This window comes from Actinacidiphila sp. bgisy145, from assembly GCF_057708125.1.
Genome location: NZ_JBYIRL010000078.1, coordinates 1 through 15,563, shown reverse-complemented (window position 1 = coordinate 15,563; position 15,563 = coordinate 1). Strand labels below are relative to the sequence as shown.

Here is a 15,563-nt window from a genome sequence, read left to right as displayed (position 1 = left end):
GTTGGGTCTTCGACCCTCCTCCCCCCCCCCCCCGGCCCTCGGGCATCAGCACGGTGCCTCGACCGTGCCGCGCGCCGACTGCTTAGTGACCGCCGCCACCGGTGGCGTTCGAGATCGCGGTCGCGTTGTTCTGCGCCGACTTCTGCGCTTCCTGCAGCGTCGTCACGAACTTCTCGAAGGTCGGCTTGAGCTGGGTCCACTCGCTGCGGAACTTCTCAGCGTTCGGGCCCTTCCAGTAGTCCGTGCTGCTGTTGGTCGCCGAGTGCAGGTGGTTGATCAGCGTCGAAAGGTTGCCGGCCTCGGTCCCGAACTTGCCCGCCAGCGTGGTCAGCTGACCGATATCGGCGCCGTGCATGCCTGCCATGAGCGTCCCTCCCCGTTGTAGGAAACGTGGCGAACACCTCGTTCGCCAGACGGGACGCTAGCAAACGAGGGCAACGAATGCAGCACCTGCCCCAAGCCACCGACGCATTGTTGCCGAACGTGGACATCGCCACGGGAACGTCACGCACAGGGCACAGCGCGACCGCGGCCGGGGCGCGGCGCCCCCGATTCAGCTACTGGGCAGACCGGTTCGGGTGAAGGTGTCGCTCTGGCCGTTCTTCCACTGCACGGTGAGCGTCTTGCCGTCGGCGGCCATCTCGCCCTGCCCGGACGTCCGCTCCTTGTCGCCGTCCATGCACGTCATCGTCAGGCGCACGCCACCCTTGTCGGTGTAGCTGCCCCCGCACAGATGGTCGCTGGTCAAGGCGGCCTTCCCCTTGCCGAGCACCAGTTGGACCTTCACCCCGTCGACGGTGGCGAGCCAGACGCCCTCGACGGTCTGGGTGGAGTCCGTGGAGGCGCCCCCGACGTCGTCGCCGTCCGCGCTCGCGGTCGCCGAACCGGTCGCGCTCGGCGTACTGCTGGCCGCGGCGCTGGCCGACGGCGCCTGCGCCGGCGCCGGCGGCAGGCTTGCCGTCCGGCTCGCGGTCGGCTCCTTCTTGGCGTCCGTGCTGCTGCCGCCGCCGCACCCGGTCAGCATCAGCGCCGCGGCGACCACAGCGGCGGCGGTCGCCGACGTCGCGTACCCGGCCGCGGCCACCCGGCGGCGCGGACCACCGGCAGTCGACCGGCTCTGGCCGGACCCTCGACCGCCCTCAGGACCAGCTGGACTTCGACGACTCATACGACTCCGACAGCGCATCCGCACTCCCCCATGTCGCGATTTGGAACCCCGCGGACCGCAAGCTACCAGCAGCCGAACGGCTACGCGCAGTCCGAACCCCCGTCCCGCCCGCACTCCTCACCGGCGGACACGCACAGCTCCACACGCGCCACACGCAGACATCACAACTGCTCACAGGCTCACCACAGCCATGCCACAGGCAGGGCTCGCCCGGCGGCCCGTCCCGGCCGGGCCGCTCTGGCCCCCTCCGGCCTGGGTACCGCACCCCGGCAGCCGTTGCCCGCAGACAGTCGGTCCGACCGGGGCCGGGCAGCCCCGCGCCCCAGGTCAGAGCGCGCCCCGGGTCACACCGAGCCGGGGGCATGCCGAACCGGGGGGCCACACCGAGCCGGCGGTCACACCGAGCCGGCGGTCACACCGAGCCGGGGGTCACGCCGAGCCGGCGGCCTCTCGTTCGGCGACGGCCTCCCCGACGAAGCGCTCCAGCGTCTCCGCCCAGACCTCGGGCTGCTCCCACGGGGCGAGGTGGCCGGCGTCGGCGATCTCGGCGTACCGCCCGCGCGGCAGGACGCGGACCATCTCCTGCGCCTCGGCACGGCCCAGCTCCCCGGCCGGACCGCGGACGACGAGCGCCGGGCAGCGGACCTGGGCCAGCTCGTCCCAGTGGGCGTCACGTATCCAGCGGTCGCGGGTGCGCAGCAGGTGCGACGCTTCGTACACCGGCCGCCAGCCGTCCGCCCGTTCGCTCATCACCTCGGCGAAGAAGTCCCCTCGAACCGGGTCCGGCGGATCGACCCACGGGTCCTCGACCCCGAACCACCGGCGTACGTCGTCGAGCGTGGCGAAGGGCAGCGGCCAGGACGCCAGCCACTGCGCCCACTCCCGCTGGCCCGCCTCGCCCAGGGCCGAGGCGCGCATGTCGCACAGGACGACGGCCGCGACCAGGTCGGGCCGCATCACCGCGCACTGCCAGGCGGTCAGCGCGCCCATGGCGTGTCCGACCAGCGTGACCGGGCCGAGGCCGAGCTGTTCGACGGTGGCGAGGACGTCCTGCGCGTGGGCCTCGGGGGTGGCTGGGCCGGCGGGCCGGCCGCTGTCGCCGTGCCCGCGCTGGTCGAGCGCGACCACCCGGCAGCGCGGGGCGAGGCGCCGGGCGGTGGCGGCCCAGTGCGAGGCCCGGCCGAGCAGGCCGTGGAGCAGGAGCACCGCGGGGCGCGGGTCCGCCTCCGCGGGCTGACCGGCACCGGCACCGGCCCCGGCACCTGCGCCGACCCGGCCGGGCCCGCCCGCCCCCGGCGACCCGGCCGGCCCGGACGGTTCCGACGTGCCGTACTCCCATGCCGCGAGCCGCAGACCGCCCGCTCCCGTGACGTCGTGCCGTGTGGCCATCCCGCACCTCCTTCCGCGCTGTCCTGATCCCTGCGCACACCACGCTATCGAACTTCTATTCGAACATGGGGCTTGCGCACCCAACACCGCTCGTTCGAGTGACAGCGCTCAAGGATTGGCCGGGTGGGCCGAGGGGAGGACTTGGACGGGACGCGGCGTGCAGGGGAAGCGGGTCGCGGGAAGGTCTCGGGAAGCTCGGGGTCCCGGGTCCTTCGGGTGTGGGGAGGGGCGAGGGGAGGGATGGGCCCCGGTGCCGCGTGGCGGCGCCGGGGCCTCCGCCATGCCACTGGGCACCGGACCCTGCCTGCGGGCATGCCGAAACGCCGTACAGCGCACCGGTCGGTGCGCTGTACGGGGAGGGGCGCCCGGGCGGGAGTGCAGGCCGGGCACTCCCGCGCGGGTCCGCCTACCGCTTCGCGACGAAGACGTGGGAGGCGACCTCGGTGTCCAGCTCCGCGGCCTCGCCGCCGCTGCCGACCAGGACGCCGCCGGCCGATCCCGTCACGCTCACCACGGCGCCCGGCTGCACACCGGCCCGCCGCAGCGTGTACATCACCTGCGCGTCGGTCTGGATCGGCTCGCCGATCCGGCGCACGACGACGCTGGCCCCCGCGGTGCCGGGCTCCAGTTCGCTGAGGCTGACCATCCCCTCGGACAGGAACGGGTCCGCCTCCGCGGTCTCGCCCAGTTCCTCCAGGCCCGGGATCGGGTTGCCGTACGGCGACTCGGTCGGGTGCCGCAGCATCTCCAGCACCCGACGCTCCACCGCCTCGCTCATCACGTGCTCCCAGCGGCACGCCTCGGCGTGCACCTGTTCCCACCCCAGGCCGATCACGTCGACCAGCAGGCATTCGGCGATGCGGTGCTTGCGCATCACCCGGGTCGCGGTGCGGCGGCCCTCTTCGGTCAGCTCCAGGCGGCGGTCCCCCGCGACGTGCAGCAGCCCGTCGCGCTCCATGCGCGCCACGGTCTGGGAGACGGTGGGCCCGCTCTGGTCCAGCCGCTCGGCAATGCGAGCACGCATGGGGACCACGCCCTCCTCCTCCAGTTCCAAAATGGTGCGGAGATACATCTCCGTCGTGTCGATCAGTCCGGACATGAACGCCCCTCATCAACTCGTGCGTGGCCCTGAGACAATTCTGACGCATCCCGCGGACATCGGACTCCGCTGCGGGCCGGGCCGCCCGCGGTACGGCTGTTTTCTTGACACCGGCCACGCCCTGGCAGCACGGTGACGGCATGACCGACCCCCGCCAGGAACCGGCCGAGCGCTACTTCGACGCCGCGATCGCACTGCTGCGCAAAGCCAGGGACGAGGAGGGTGATTCCGTCCGCCGGGCCGCCACCGCCGTCGCCGACGCGATCACCGCGGGTGGCCGGATCTTCGCCTTCGGGGCCGGGCATTCCTCGCTGCCCGCCCAGGACGTCGTGTACCGCGCGGGCGGCCTCGCCCTGGTCAACCTACTCTCCGTGCCCGGCGCCAACGGCGTCGACGTCGTCCCGGCCACGCTGGGCAGCGCGCTGGAGCGGGTCGAGGGCCTGGCCTCCGCCGTCCTGGCCACCAGCCCGGCCCGCGCGGGCGACGTCCTCTTCGTCATCTCGCTGTCCGGCCGCAACACCCTGCCGATCGAGATGGCGCGGCGGGCCCACGAGCTGGGCATGACCGTCATCGGTGTGACCTCCGTCGCATACGCCCGGCAGACCGCTTCCCGGCACGCCGACGGCACTTTCCTGAAGGACCACTGCGACATCGTCGTGGACTCCAAGATCCCGGTGGGCGACGCCGAACTGGCCGACGACCGCGTTCCGGCCCCGTTCGCGCCGGCGTCCACCGTCGTCACCAGCGCGCTGATGCAGGCCGTCATGGCCACCGCCGCCACCGACCTCGCCGCCCGCGGCACGGTCCCGCCGATGATCCGCTCGGGCAACGTGGACGGCGGCCACGAGTGGAACAGCCGGGTCTTCGAGGAGTACCGCGACCGCATCTTCTTCCGGCGCTGACCGCGCCGCGAGAAGCGGCCCGAAAATAATTTACTTGTGTCCCGCCCGGTCGTGTTCTTACTGTGGCGGCACACACGAAGGGAGGTGGTCTGAAGCATGAGTTGCACTCGGACACGTGAGGTGACTGCGGGCTAGCTCCGCGCACTCTGGCGTGCGTGATGCTCGCCAATCCCACGCAGTTCACCCGACCCGCGGGCTCGTCGGACTTGTCCGGCCGGTGCTCGGAGCCACCCGGCTCCGGGGAGCAGCCCGCGGGTCGTTTTCCTTTCCCGGGCCCTACCGGCACTCAGGGAGCCAGGCGCTCCACGGACCAGCCGCCGTCCGGTGCGGACACGTACCGCAGCCGGTCGTGCAGCCGGTTCTCCCGACCCTGCCAGAACTCGACGGCGCGGGCGCGTACCCGGTACCCGCCCCAGTACGGCGGCACCGGCACCTCGGTGCCCTCGGGCCAGCGTGCGGCCAGCTCGGCGTAGCGGTCCTCCAGGGCGGCGCGCGAGGCGACCACGGTGGACTGCCGGCTGGCGTGGGCGCCGATCTGCGAGCCGTGCGGGCGGCTGTGGAAGTAAGCCTCGGTCTCCTGGACGGAGGTCCTTACCGCGGTGCCGCTGACGATGACCTGGCGGGCGATGGGGTGCCAGGGGAAGAGCAGTGAGACCTGCGGGTTGGCGGCCAGGTCGCGGCCCTTGCGCGAGCCGTGGTTGCTGAAGAAGACGAACCCGTCGTCGTCGTACCCCTTGAGCAGCACCGTACGGGAGCTCGGCGCGCCGTCCGGTCCGGCCGTGGAGACGACCATGGCGTTGGGTTCGGCGATCACCCCGCGCGCCGCGGCCCGTACGGCGTCGGCGAACCAGCGGGCGAACTGCTGGTAGGGGTCGGCCGCCAGGTCGGGCTCGGCGAGCCCCGCCGCGCGGTACTGCCTGCGCATCGCCGCGGGGTCCTCGCCGCCGGGCCGCGGAAGGGTCTGTTCGTCTTGCCGGAGAGGTTCGTGCACGCGGACATCTTGCAGGACCGCGGCGCGGGCGTTCCCATGGTGGCCCCGTGTGCCCGATGTCACCCGCCGCGGAACACCACTCGGCAGGGTGACCCGGCTGCCCGCGGGGCATGACCGGGAGACAAGCACAGCGACGTGATCGTGAAGGAGCCGCCCCATGTCCGACTTCGTACCGGGACTCGAAGGAGTCATCGCGTTCGAGACCGAGATCGCAGAGCCGGACAAGGAGGGCGGCTCGCTGCGGTACCGCGGCGTCGACATCGAGGAGCTGGTCGGCCACGTCTCGTTCGGCCACGTGTGGGGCCTGCTGGTTGACGGCCGGTTCGACCCCGGGCTGCCGCCCGCCGAGCCGTTCCCGATCCCGGTGCACTCCGGCGACATCCGGGTCGATGTGCAGTCCGCGCTGGCCATGCTCGCGCCGGTGTGGGGGCTGCGGCCGCTGCTCGACATCGACGCCGGGGCCGCGCGGGACGACCTGGCGCGCGCGGCGGTGACGGCGCTGTCGTACGTCGCGCAGTCCGCCCGCGGCCAGGGGTTGCCGATGGTGCCGCAGCGGGAGATCGACAAGGCGCAGTCGATCACCGAGCGGTTCATGATCCGCTGGCGCGGCGAGCCGGACCCCAGGCACGTCGCGGCGGTGGACGCGTACTGGACGTCGGCGGCCGAGCACGGCATGAACGCCTCGACGTTCACCGCCCGGGTGATCGCCTCGACCGGTGCCGACGTGGCCGCCGCGCTGTCCGGTGCGGTGGGCGCCATGTCCGGGCCGCTGCACGGCGGGGCGCCGTCCCGGGTGCTCGGGATGATCGAGGAGATCGAGCGCACCGGCGACGCCGAGGGGTACGTGAAGGCGGCGCTGGACCGCGGCGAGCGCCTGATGGGCTTCGGCCACCGCGTCTACCGTGCCGAGGACCCGCGCGCCCGGGTGCTGCGGCGCACCGCCCGCGAGCTGGGCGCGCCCCGCTACGAGGTCGCCGAGGCCCTGGAGAAGGCGGCGCTCGCCGAGCTGCACGCCAGGCGGCCGGACCGGGTGCTGGCCACCAACGTCGAGTTCTGGGCCGCGATCATGCTGGACTTCGCGGAGGTCCCGGCGCACATGTTCACCTCGATGTTCACCTGTGCGCGCACCGCGGGCTGGTCGGCCCACATCCTGGAGCAGAAGCGCACCGGCCGCCTGGTACGGCCCTCGGCGCGGTACGTCGGCCCCGGCACGCGCAGCGTCACCGACATCGAGGGCTTCCCGCCCGCGTCGCACTGACCTGCCCGGCGGGCGGGACCCGGCGGGCAGGTCCCGCCCGCCCCGGAAGCGCTGGGCGCCGGTGGACGGGCGGCGCCGGGGCGCTCAGCCGGCGGCCTCGTCCGGCAGGGCCTCGGCGAGCAGCTCCGCGAGGTGGCGGGCCCGTACGCCGGCGAGCTGGCCGATCTGGGTCCGGCAGGAGAAGCCGTCGGCCAGGACGGCGGTGCCGGGTGCGGCCGCCCGGACCGCGGGCAGCAGCGTCTCCTCGGCGCAGGCCACCGACACCTCGTAGTGCCCTTCCTCGAAGCCGAAGTTCCCGGCCAGGCCGCAGCACCCGCCGGCCAGGGTGCCGGTCAGCCCGGCGCGCTCGCGCAGCCTGCGGTCGGCCGCGTCGCCGAGCACGGCGTGCTGGTGGCAGTGGGTCTGCCCGGTGGCGGCCCGGTCCAGCCGCGGCGGCTGCCAGTGCGGCGCGTACTCCTCCAGCACCTCCGCGAAGGTGCGCACGGACGCGGCGAGGGCGGTGGCGCGCGGGTCGTCGGCGAGGAGTTCGGGCAGGTCGGCGCGGAGCGCGGCGGCGCAGCTCGGTTCGAGCACGACCAGCGGCACACCGGCGTCCAGCAGCGGCGCGACCCGGTCGAGGGTGCGGCGCATGACGGCCTTGGCCCGGGTGAGTTGGCCGGTGGACACCCAGGTCAGGCCGCAGCAGACGGCGGCTTCGGGCAGCCGTACGCGCAGGCCCGCGGCCCGCAGCACCCGGACCGCGGCGCGGCCCACGCCGGGTGCGAGGTGGTCGGTGAACGTGTCCGGCCACAGGACGACTTCGGGTTCGGCGGGGCTGTTCGTTAGCCCGTCCGTGTCGGACCCATGCCACCATCGAGTGAATGTCTCGGACGCGAGTTCGGGCGTGTCGCGCTCCGAGGCGACCCCCGCGAGGCGTTTCGCGAGACGGGCCGTTGACCGTGTGCGGCCAAGGAAGTTGACGGCTCCGGCGAACGGCGCGGCCCACCGCAGCCACACCGGGAGCCAGCCCATCGCGTAGTGCGAGCGCGGTCGCAACCGCCCGCGGTAGTGCCGGTGCAGGAACTCCGCTTTGTAGGTGGCCATGTCAACCTCGACGGGGCAGTCGCTGCGACAGCCCTTGCAGGACAGGCACAGATCGAGCGCGTCGCGGACTTCCGTGGCGCGCCAGCCGTCCTCGATCAGCTCCCCGGCGAGCATTTCGTGCAGCAGCCGGGCCCGTCCGCGGGTGGAATGGCGCTCCTCTCCGGTGACCCGGTATGACGGGCACATGACGTCCGAACCGCCGTCGGGAAGCTTCGCCGTGCGGCATTTTCCGACCCCGACACAGCGCCGAACCGCGGTCTGAAAATCAGCCGCATCACCGGTTCGCGTGAATTCCATGGGGACGGCGCGGCCGTTCGCGAGGGGTAGCACCGCGAACCGCAGATCGCTCACACTTTTCCCGGGACGCACGAGCATCCCCGGATTCATCCCGGTGTCCGGGTCCCAGAGGTCCTTGAAAACTCCAAAGAGAGAAATCAGCTCCGGGCCGTACATCTTCGGCAGGAACTCGGCACGCGCCTGCCCGTCGCCGTGTTCGCCGGAGAGCGAGCCGCCGTGCGAGACGACCAGGTCCGCGACGGCTTCGGAGAAGCGGCGGAAGCGCCCGACCCCGGCCTTGTCCACCAGGTCGAAGTCGATGCGCGCGTGGACACAGCCGTCGCCGAAGTGGCCGTAGGGCGTCCCGCGCAGCCCGTGTTCGGCCAGCAGGGCGCGGAAGTCCCGCAGATACGCGCCCAGTCGGGCCGGAGGCACCGCGCAGTCCTCCCAGCCCGGCCACGCCTCGGTGCCGTCGGGCATCCGGGTGGCGGTGCCGGCCGCGTCCTCCCTGATCCGCCACAGGGAGCGCTGCCGGGCCGGGTCGGCGACCAGGGCGTGCCCGGTCGTGTCGCCGGCCGCGCCGCACAACTGCCGCGCGTGGGCCAGCGCTTCGTCCGGGTCGTCGCCGCCGGCCTCGACGAAGAGCCAGGCCCCGCCGCGCGGCAGCAGTCCGCCCGCCCCGCCCACCAGGTCGGCGGCCATCCCCTCCACCGTCAGCGGGCGGTGCGGCAGCAGGAGGTGCGCGGCGTCCGCGGCGGCGGACTCGTCGCGGTAGCCGAGGACGGCGAGCGCCCGTGCGGCCGGTGCCCGGACCAGCCGCACGGTCGCCTCGGTGAGCACCCCGAGGGTGCCCTCGCTCCCGGTGAACGCCCGGGCCGCGTCGCGGCCGTGCTCGGGCAGCAGCCGGTCGAGGGCGTAGCCGGAGATCCGGCGCGGCAGTTCGGGGAAGCCGGTGCGCAGCAGCGCGAGGTTGTCGTCGGCCAGGGCGCGCAGGCCGTCGCGCAGCCGGGGCGGGGAGCCGGCGCCCAGGGCCCCGTCGAGCCGGACCTGCTCCCCCCGGTAGGTGAGCACCTCCAGGGCGCGTACGTTGTCGGCGGTGGTGCCCCAGGCCACCGAGTGCGCGCCGCAGGCGTTGTTGCCGATCATGCCGCCGAGGGTGCAGCGGCTGTGGGTGGACGGGTCGGGGCCGAAGGTGAGTCCGCGGCGCCCGGCGGCGGCGCGCAGGTCGTCCAGGACCACGCCCGGCTGGACCCGGGCGGTGCCCGCGTCGGGGTCCAGCGCGAGAACCCGGTTCATGTGCCGGGTGAAGTCCAGGACGACGCCGGTGCCGGTGGCCTGCCCGGCGATCGACGTGCCGCCGCCGCGCGGCACCACCGGCAGGCCGTGCTCCCGGCACACCGCCAGTGCCGCGGCCACGTCCTCGGCGTCCCTGGGCGCGACCACCGCCAGCGGCACCCGGCGGTAGTTGGAGGCGTCCATCGTCATCAGCGCGCGGGTACCGGCGTCGCAGGCGACCTCGCCGCGTACCGCCGCGCGCAGGGCCCGCTCGGCCCCGGGGGGCATCGCTACCGTCATGGGTCCAGCTTGCCGCCCGGCGCGCCTCGGCACCCCGCAGGCCCGCTACCACAGGTGGGCGATGCTCCGTCTCATCGGATGGAACGCGGGCCGCAACCCGCCCGTAACGGACTACGCTGCGGGCGTGGCCGATATTGAGATCCCCGCTGACATCAAGCCCGCCGACGGACGGTTCGGGTCGGGCCCCTCCAAGGTACGCACGCAGGCGCTCGACGCGCTGGCCGCCACCGGGACGTCCCTGCTGGGCACCTCTCACCGCCAGGCGCCGGTGAAGAACCTGGTCGGGCAGGTCCGCGACGGCGTACGCGAGCTGTTCTCCCTCCCCGAGGGCTACGAGGTCGTGCTCGGCAACGGCGGGTCCACCGCGTTCTGGGACGTCGCCACCCACGGGCTGATCAGCTCCAAGTCGCAGCACCTGTCGTTCGGCGAGTTCTCCTCGAAGTTCGCCAAGGCGTCGCAGCAGGCGCCGTGGCTGGCCGAGCCGACGATCGTGAAGTCCGAGCCGGGCACCCACCCCGAGCCCGTGGCCGAGGCGGGCGTCGACGTGTACGCCCTGACGCACAACGAGACGTCCACGGGTGTCGCCGCGCCGCTGCGCCGGGTCGCGGGCGCGGACGACGGCGCGCTGGTGGTGGTGGACGCCACCTCGGGTGCCGGCGGCCTGCCGGTCGACATCACCGAGACCGACGTGTACTACTTCGCGCCGCAGAAGTCCTTCGCGGCCGACGGGGGTCTGTGGCTGGCGGTGTTCTCGCCCGCCGCCCTGGAGCGCGCGGCGGCGATCGCGGCGTCGGGCCGCCACATCCCGGCGTTCTTCGACCTGCCCACCGCGATCGACAACTCACTGAAGAACCAGACGTACAACACCCCCGCGCTGTCCACCCTGTTCCTGCTCAAGGAGCAGCTGGAGTGGATCAACGGGCAGGGCGGCCTGGACTGGGCGGTCAAGCGCACCGCGGACTCCTCGTCGCGGCTGTACGGCTGGGCGGAGAAGGCGTCCTACGCGACGCCGTTCGTCGCCGACCCGGCGCAGCGCTCCCAGGTCGTCGGCACCATCGACTTCGAGGACGGCATCGACGCCGCCGCGGTGGCGAAGGTGCTGCGGGCCAACGGCATCGTGGACACCGAGCCGTACCGCAAGCTGGGCCGCAACCAGCTGCGGATCGCGATGTTCCCGGCGGTCGAGCCGGCCGACGTCGAGGCGCTCACCGCGTGCATCGACTACGTCATCGGGCAGCTCTGACCGCTCGGGTCACCTGCTGAACCGTCCCGGGGCCGCCACCCGATGTGCGGCGGCCCTGGGCCACGGAACTGACAGCGCGTCAGCCGGTCAGTGCCGCCCGCGGCCCGGGCGCAGCACCCGCCGCAGGAGGTACCCGGCGGCGGCGATGCCGGCGAGTATGAGGAAACCGACCGTCTTGCCGCCGGAGTTGTGGGCCTTCTTGGGGCTCGGGTCGCTGTGGGCGTGCGCCGACGAGCCGGTGCCGGTGCTCCCGCCCGGGCTGGTCGCAGGTGCGGTGGTGGCGGCTTTTCGTACGTCGTCGGGCAGTTCGGTGCCGCTGAGCGTGTCCTTCCACACGGTGCTGTCCTTGCCCTCGCTCCCGTACAGCAGCGAGCGGCCGTCGCGGGTGAAGGTGACGGACTCGCCCTGCGGCTGGAGCGGCACGGTCAGGGAGCCGAGTTTGCGGGGCCGGTCGTCCACCCAGCGGTACTCGGCGGACCACAGGTAGCCGCGCAGCACCAGGCGGCTGCCGTCCGGGGAGAAGGCGCCGTCGGTGACCCAGGGGACGTCGCCGATCTTGTGGAAGACGTTCACACCGCTGCTGCTGAGCGTGGCGGGGCCCTGGTAGAGGTGGCCGCCCTTCTGGTTCTTGCTGGCGATGTAGACCCGTCCGGTCCTGGGCTGCACCATCAGCGCCTCGGCGTCGCGGGAGCCGTCCTCGTAGCGGACGGTGTACCGGGTGACGTCGACGGTCCGGCTGGTCAGGTCGCGGGGTTCGGGGAAGCGGTAGATCCACACCTCGGACCAGGAGTTCAGGTTGTCGCCGATGTCCGCGAGGTAGAGGTCGCCGTCCGGGCCGATGGAGATCGCCTCCATGTCGCGTGCCGCGACGCCGCGCAGGGTGAGGGTGGCGAGGGTCTTCCCGGTGGCCCCGTCCACGGCGTAGACGTAGGGCCCGTCGCCGCTGTCGTTGTGCGTCCAGTACACCCCCGGGTGCAGCCGGCTGGCCGCCAGGCCGCTGGACTCGGTGATCCGCGGGTCGCTGATCCGGAAGGCCGCACTGGGCCCGCTGTCGGCGCCCGCGGGCGCGGCCCAGGTCCAGCTCAGGGCGAGGACGGCGCCGACCGCGGCCGCCGGAAGGTACGTACGCATGGGCCCAAGCGTGCCATCCGGCCGCAGGAGGCCGGGCCGGCGAGTGCCTCTTGATTCGAGCGCACTCCAAGGGCTTGGCTTGAGGGTATGGAGTACACACAGCTCGGCCGTTCCGGCCTCAAGGTCAGCCGCCTGGTCCTCGGCACCATGAACTTCGGACCGCAGACCGACGAGGCGGACAGCCACGCCATCATGGACTCGGCTCTCGCCGCCGGGGTCAACTACTTCGACACCGCCAATGTCTACGGGTGGGGCGCGAACAAGGGCCGCACCGAGGAGATCATCGGCAGCTGGTTCGCCCAGGGCGGCGGCCGACGGGACAAGGTCGTGCTGGCGACCAAGGTCTACGGGAACATGGCGGCCGAGGACGCGGACTGGCCCAACTACGACCGGCTCTCCGCGCTGAACATCCGCCGCGCCGTCGAGGCCAGCCTCAAGCGGCTGGGCACCGACCACATCGACATCTACCAGTTCCACCACGTGGACCGGAACACGCCGTGGGAGGAGATCTGGCAGGCGATCGACGTCCTGGTCCAGCAGGGCAAGATCCTCTACGCCGGGTCGAGCAACTTCGCCGGCTGGCACATCGCCCAGGCCAACGAGGCGGCCGCCCGGCGCGGTTCGCTCGGCCTGGTCAGCGAGCAGTGCCTGTACAACCTGGCCAAGCGTGAGGCGGAGATGGAGGTCATCCCGTCCGCTCAGCATTACGGCCTCGGGGTGATCCCGTGGTCGCCGCTGAACGGCGGCCTGCTCGGCGGGGCGCTGCGCAAGCAGCGCGAGGGCGGCGGCGCCCGCTCCACCGGGGGCCGCAGCGCGGACGCGCTGAAGTCGCCGCAGCAGCGGGACCAGGTCCAGGCGTACGAGGACCTGTGCGACAAGCACGGCGTCGACCCGGGCGACGTGGGCCTGGCGTGGCTGCTGACCCGCCCGGGGGTGACCGGTCCGATCGTCGGCCCGCGGGTGCAGGCGCAGTTGGACTCGGCGCTGCGGGCGGTGGAGTTGAAGCTGTCGCAGGAGTTCCTGGACTCCCTGGACGAGATCTTCCCGGGTCCGGGGCCGTCCCCGGAGTCCTTCGCCTGGTGACCGGGGCGTAGCGGTGGGCGTGTGCCGCCGGGGTCAGCGGACCGCGGCGGCCACGACCACCACCGCCAGCATCAGGAGGAAGGCGGCGGTCATCACACGGGTACGGGTCTTGGGGTCCACGCTTCGAGGTTAGCCGTCCGCAGCGGGCCGTCCGCCGCCCGGGCCCGGGGTACGGCCGAGCGGCCAGGCCGCCACGGTGTCGTACCGGGGCTGCTCGCCGGGCTCACCCGACCGCGGCAGGCTGCTGGCGACCAGGCTGAGGGTGCCCGCGGTCCAGGCGGAGCCGCCGAAGGTGCCCAGGGCGTCCGTGAAGGGCGTCAGCGGCACCCGGGAGGGGCGCGGGGCCCGGGCGAGGGTCAGATGGGCGCGGAAAGCGTGCCCGGCGGGGTCGTCGGGCACCCCGGCGCGGCGCCCGGCCGCGCGGACCGAGGCCGCGAGCCGGGCCAGCGCCGCGAGGTCGCCCTCGGCGCCGGTCCACAGGGTGCCGCGGCCGAAGTGGCCGCCGCCGGCCAGCCGCAGGGTGAGGGGTTCGTGGCGGTGGGCGGCGCGGGCGAGGCGCTCGTCGAGTTCCGGGCGCAGCTCGTCGGCCACCTCGCCGAAGAAGGCGAGGGTGAGGTGCCAGCCGCCGGTGGCGGTCCACCGCAGGTCGTCGGCCCCGGGCAGGCGCCGCAGGGGCTCGACCGCCGCGGTGAGTTCGGCCACCGCGGCGGCGGGCGGCAGGAGCGCGGTGAAGAGCCTCACGCCGCGGACGTCAGCCGGCTGCCGGAGGGGGTCGGGTCGGCGCCCGGTGCCCCCTGGTCGACGGGCGCGCCCTCGTCGCGGGCGGCCCGGCCGGTACCGGTCTGCGGCGCGCGGCCCGGCTCCGGGGCTTCCGAGGCGGCGTCCGGCGCGGGACCGGCCGGTGCGGCGCCGTCCCCGCCGTCCCCGCCGCCCTCGGCGGGCGCGGCGGACTCCGCGGGCTGGGCCGGCCGCGGGTCGCGCGGCACGAAGACGATCGGCGGGCTGGTGCGGTCCCGCCCGGCGCCGAGGTTCACCTTCAGCCGCAGGCCGCCGGCCCGGGCGAGCGCGATCCCGACGCCGACCGCCCCGGCGGCCGAGACGAGCCCGCCGGACAGGAAGCCGACGCGGGCCCCGAAGGTGTCGGTGACCCAGCCCATGACCGGGCCGCCCACCGGGGTGCCGCCGACGAAGACCATCATGTACAGGCTCATCACCCGGCCGCGCATGACGGGGTCGGTGGCGAGCTGCACGGTGGCGTTCGCGGTGGTGTTGAAGGTCAGGCCGAACACGCCGATCGGCACCAGGAGGACCGCGAAGATCCAGAAGGTCGGGGCGACCGACGCCAGCAGTTCGAGGAGCCCGAAGGCGAGGGCGGCGGTGACCAGCATGCGCAGCCGGGTGCGGGTGCGGCGGGCGGCGAGCAGGGCGCCGATCAGGGAGCCGGCGGCCATCAGGGTGTTGAACAGGCCGTAGGTGCCGGCGCCGGAGTTGAAGACCTTGTTGGCGAAGGCGGACAGCCAGATCGGGAAGTTGAAGCCGAAGGTGCCGATGAAGCCGACCAGCACGATCGGCCAGATCAGCTCCGGCTTGCCCGCGACGTACCGCAGGCCCTCGCGGAGCTGGCCCTTGCCGCGGGGGGCGCGTTCGATCTTGTGCAGCTCGGAGGTGCGCATCAGCAGCAGGCCGGTGAGCGGGGCGAGGAAGGACACGCCGTTGATCAGGAAGGCCCAGCCGCTGCCCACGGCGGTGATCAGCACACCGGCGACCGCGGGGCCGACGAGGCGGGCGGCCTGGAAGTTCGCGGCGTTCAGCGAGACGGCGTTGCGCACCACGTCGGGGCCGACCATCTCGACCACGAAGGTCTGCCGGGTGGGGTTGTCGACGACGGTGACCACGCCGAGCAGGAAGGCGATCGCGTACACGTGCCAGACCTGGACCACCCCGGACAGGGTGAGCGTGGCGAGCGCCAGGCCGAGTACGCCGAGCGCGGCCTGGGTGCACAGCAGGATCTTGCGCTTGGGGTAGCGGTCGGCGATGACACCGCCGTACAGGCCGAACAGCAGCATCGGCAGGAACTGCAGCGCGGTGGTGATGCCGACGGCGAAGGACGAGCCGGTGATGCTGAGCACCAGCCAGTCCTGGGCGATCCGCGACATCCAGGTGCCGGTGTTGGAGATCACGGCGCCGGTCGCGAAGAGCCGGTAGTTGCGGATCTTGAGGGAGCTGAAGGTGCCCGTCTTCGCGGCGGGACGGTCAGGTTCGGTTGCGGTGTCTGGTCCGGCTGCCGAACTCAATCGGTACTCGCCTGCCTTTCGTCTGGGGCCGTTCGGACGCGGGGGGGGGAGGGGGCCGGCGCGAGGGGGGG

13 protein-coding genes are annotated in these 15,563 nt (G+C 73.4%); 4 read left to right on the top strand and 9 right to left on the bottom strand.

The annotated features are described in order from the left end of the window. Positions 1-82: 82 nt before the first annotated feature. From AC3ERT_RS35860 to AC3ERT_RS35845, 4 genes are all read right to left on the bottom strand, one after another. The gene (locus tag AC3ERT_RS35860) at positions 83-364 is read right to left on the bottom strand and encodes a WXG100 family type VII secretion target (protein WP_335970808.1); all 282 of its coding nucleotides are present in this window, start codon (positions 362-364) and stop codon (positions 83-85) included. 189 nt (positions 365-553) lie between these two features. Beyond that, complete coding sequence (locus AC3ERT_RS35855) at positions 554-1,084, bottom strand: hypothetical protein (RefSeq protein WP_435179281.1); 531 nt, start codon at positions 1,082-1,084, stop codon at positions 554-556. Between the two features lie 513 nt (positions 1,085-1,597). Then, entirely contained in the window at positions 1,598-2,557 is a 960-nt protein-coding gene (locus tag AC3ERT_RS35850; RefSeq protein ID WP_435179279.1) for an alpha/beta fold hydrolase, read from the bottom strand. Between the two features lie 406 nt (positions 2,558-2,963). Next, the gene (locus tag AC3ERT_RS35845; protein WP_335970802.1) at positions 2,964-3,656 is read right to left on the bottom strand and encodes an iron-dependent transcriptional repressor DtxR; all 693 of its coding nucleotides are present in this window, start codon (positions 3,654-3,656) and stop codon (positions 2,964-2,966) included. 140 nt (positions 3,657-3,796) lie between these two features. Between AC3ERT_RS35845 and AC3ERT_RS35840 the strand changes: the two genes are divergently transcribed. Then, positions 3,797-4,558, top strand: coding sequence for an SIS domain-containing protein (locus AC3ERT_RS35840; RefSeq protein WP_435179277.1), 762 nt, complete (start codon positions 3,797-3,799; stop codon positions 4,556-4,558). A 286-nt stretch (positions 4,559-4,844) separates the two neighbouring features. On the opposite strand, the gene pdxH is transcribed toward AC3ERT_RS35840, so the two are convergent. Next, complete coding sequence (gene pdxH / locus AC3ERT_RS35835) at positions 4,845-5,483, bottom strand: pyridoxamine 5'-phosphate oxidase (protein ID WP_435179283.1); 639 nt, start codon at positions 5,481-5,483, stop codon at positions 4,845-4,847. A 223-nt stretch (positions 5,484-5,706) separates the two neighbouring features. Between pdxH and AC3ERT_RS35830 the strand changes: the two genes are divergently transcribed. Then, positions 5,707-6,807, top strand: coding sequence for a citrate synthase 2 (locus AC3ERT_RS35830; RefSeq protein ID WP_335970798.1), 1,101 nt, complete (start codon positions 5,707-5,709; stop codon positions 6,805-6,807). A gap of 84 nt (positions 6,808-6,891) precedes the next feature. Here the strand turns inward: AC3ERT_RS35830 and AC3ERT_RS35825 are convergent, their stop codons facing one another. After that, positions 6,892-9,741, bottom strand: coding sequence for an FAD-binding and (Fe-S)-binding domain-containing protein (locus AC3ERT_RS35825; protein WP_435179275.1), 2,850 nt, complete (start codon positions 9,739-9,741; stop codon positions 6,892-6,894). Between the two features lie 124 nt (positions 9,742-9,865). Between AC3ERT_RS35825 and serC the strand changes: the two genes are divergently transcribed. After that, positions 9,866-10,984, top strand: a complete 1,119-nt coding sequence (gene serC / locus AC3ERT_RS35820; RefSeq protein ID WP_335970795.1) for a phosphoserine transaminase — start codon at positions 9,866-9,868, stop codon at positions 10,982-10,984. An 87-nt stretch (positions 10,985-11,071) separates the two neighbouring features. On the opposite strand, the gene AC3ERT_RS35815 is transcribed toward serC, so the two are convergent. Continuing rightward, complete coding sequence (locus tag AC3ERT_RS35815) at positions 11,072-12,115, bottom strand: hypothetical protein (protein WP_335970793.1); 1,044 nt, start codon at positions 12,113-12,115, stop codon at positions 11,072-11,074. A gap of 87 nt (positions 12,116-12,202) precedes the next feature. On the opposite strand from AC3ERT_RS35815, the gene AC3ERT_RS35810 reads away from it, so the two are divergent. After that, positions 12,203-13,198, top strand: coding sequence for an aldo/keto reductase (locus AC3ERT_RS35810; RefSeq protein ID WP_435179273.1), 996 nt, complete (start codon positions 12,203-12,205; stop codon positions 13,196-13,198). A gap of 129 nt (positions 13,199-13,327) precedes the next feature. On the opposite strand, the gene thpR is transcribed toward AC3ERT_RS35810, so the two are convergent. After that, a complete protein-coding gene (gene thpR / locus AC3ERT_RS35805; RefSeq protein ID WP_435179271.1) occupies positions 13,328-13,939 on the bottom strand; it encodes an RNA 2',3'-cyclic phosphodiesterase in 612 nt (203 codons plus the stop codon). Continuing rightward, a complete protein-coding gene (locus AC3ERT_RS35800; protein ID WP_435137862.1) occupies positions 13,936-15,492 on the bottom strand; it encodes an MFS transporter in 1,557 nt (518 codons plus the stop codon). Before AC3ERT_RS35800 ends, thpR begins: the two co-directional genes overlap by 4 nt. Positions 15,493-15,563: the final 71 nt, after the last annotated feature.

Excerpts from the sequence above, each read along its gene's own strand:
- AC3ERT_RS35825 (WP_435179275.1), bottom strand. The coding sequence starts at position 9,741 with ATGACGGTAGCGATGCCCCCCGGGGCCGAGCGGGCCCTGCGCGCGGCG.
- pdxH (WP_435179283.1), bottom strand. The coding sequence starts at position 5,483 with ATGCGCAGGCAGTACCGCGCGGCGGGGCTCGCCGAGCCCGACCTGGCG.
- AC3ERT_RS35810 (WP_435179273.1), top strand. The coding sequence starts at position 12,203 with ATGGAGTACACACAGCTCGGCCGTTCCGGCCTCAAGGTCAGCCGCCTG.
- AC3ERT_RS35815 (WP_335970793.1), bottom strand. The coding sequence starts at position 12,115 with ATGCGTACGTACCTTCCGGCGGCCGCGGTCGGCGCCGTCCTCGCCCTG.
- AC3ERT_RS35850 (WP_435179279.1), bottom strand. The coding sequence starts at position 2,557 with ATGGCCACACGGCACGACGTCACGGGAGCGGGCGGTCTGCGGCTCGCG.
- AC3ERT_RS35830 (WP_335970798.1), top strand. The coding sequence starts at position 5,707 with ATGTCCGACTTCGTACCGGGACTCGAAGGAGTCATCGCGTTCGAGACC.
- AC3ERT_RS35840 (WP_435179277.1), top strand. The coding sequence starts at position 3,797 with ATGACCGACCCCCGCCAGGAACCGGCCGAGCGCTACTTCGACGCCGCG.
- AC3ERT_RS35845 (WP_335970802.1), bottom strand. The coding sequence starts at position 3,656 with ATGTCCGGACTGATCGACACGACGGAGATGTATCTCCGCACCATTTTG.
- AC3ERT_RS35860 (WP_335970808.1), bottom strand. The coding sequence starts at position 364 with ATGGCAGGCATGCACGGCGCCGATATCGGTCAGCTGACCACGCTGGCG.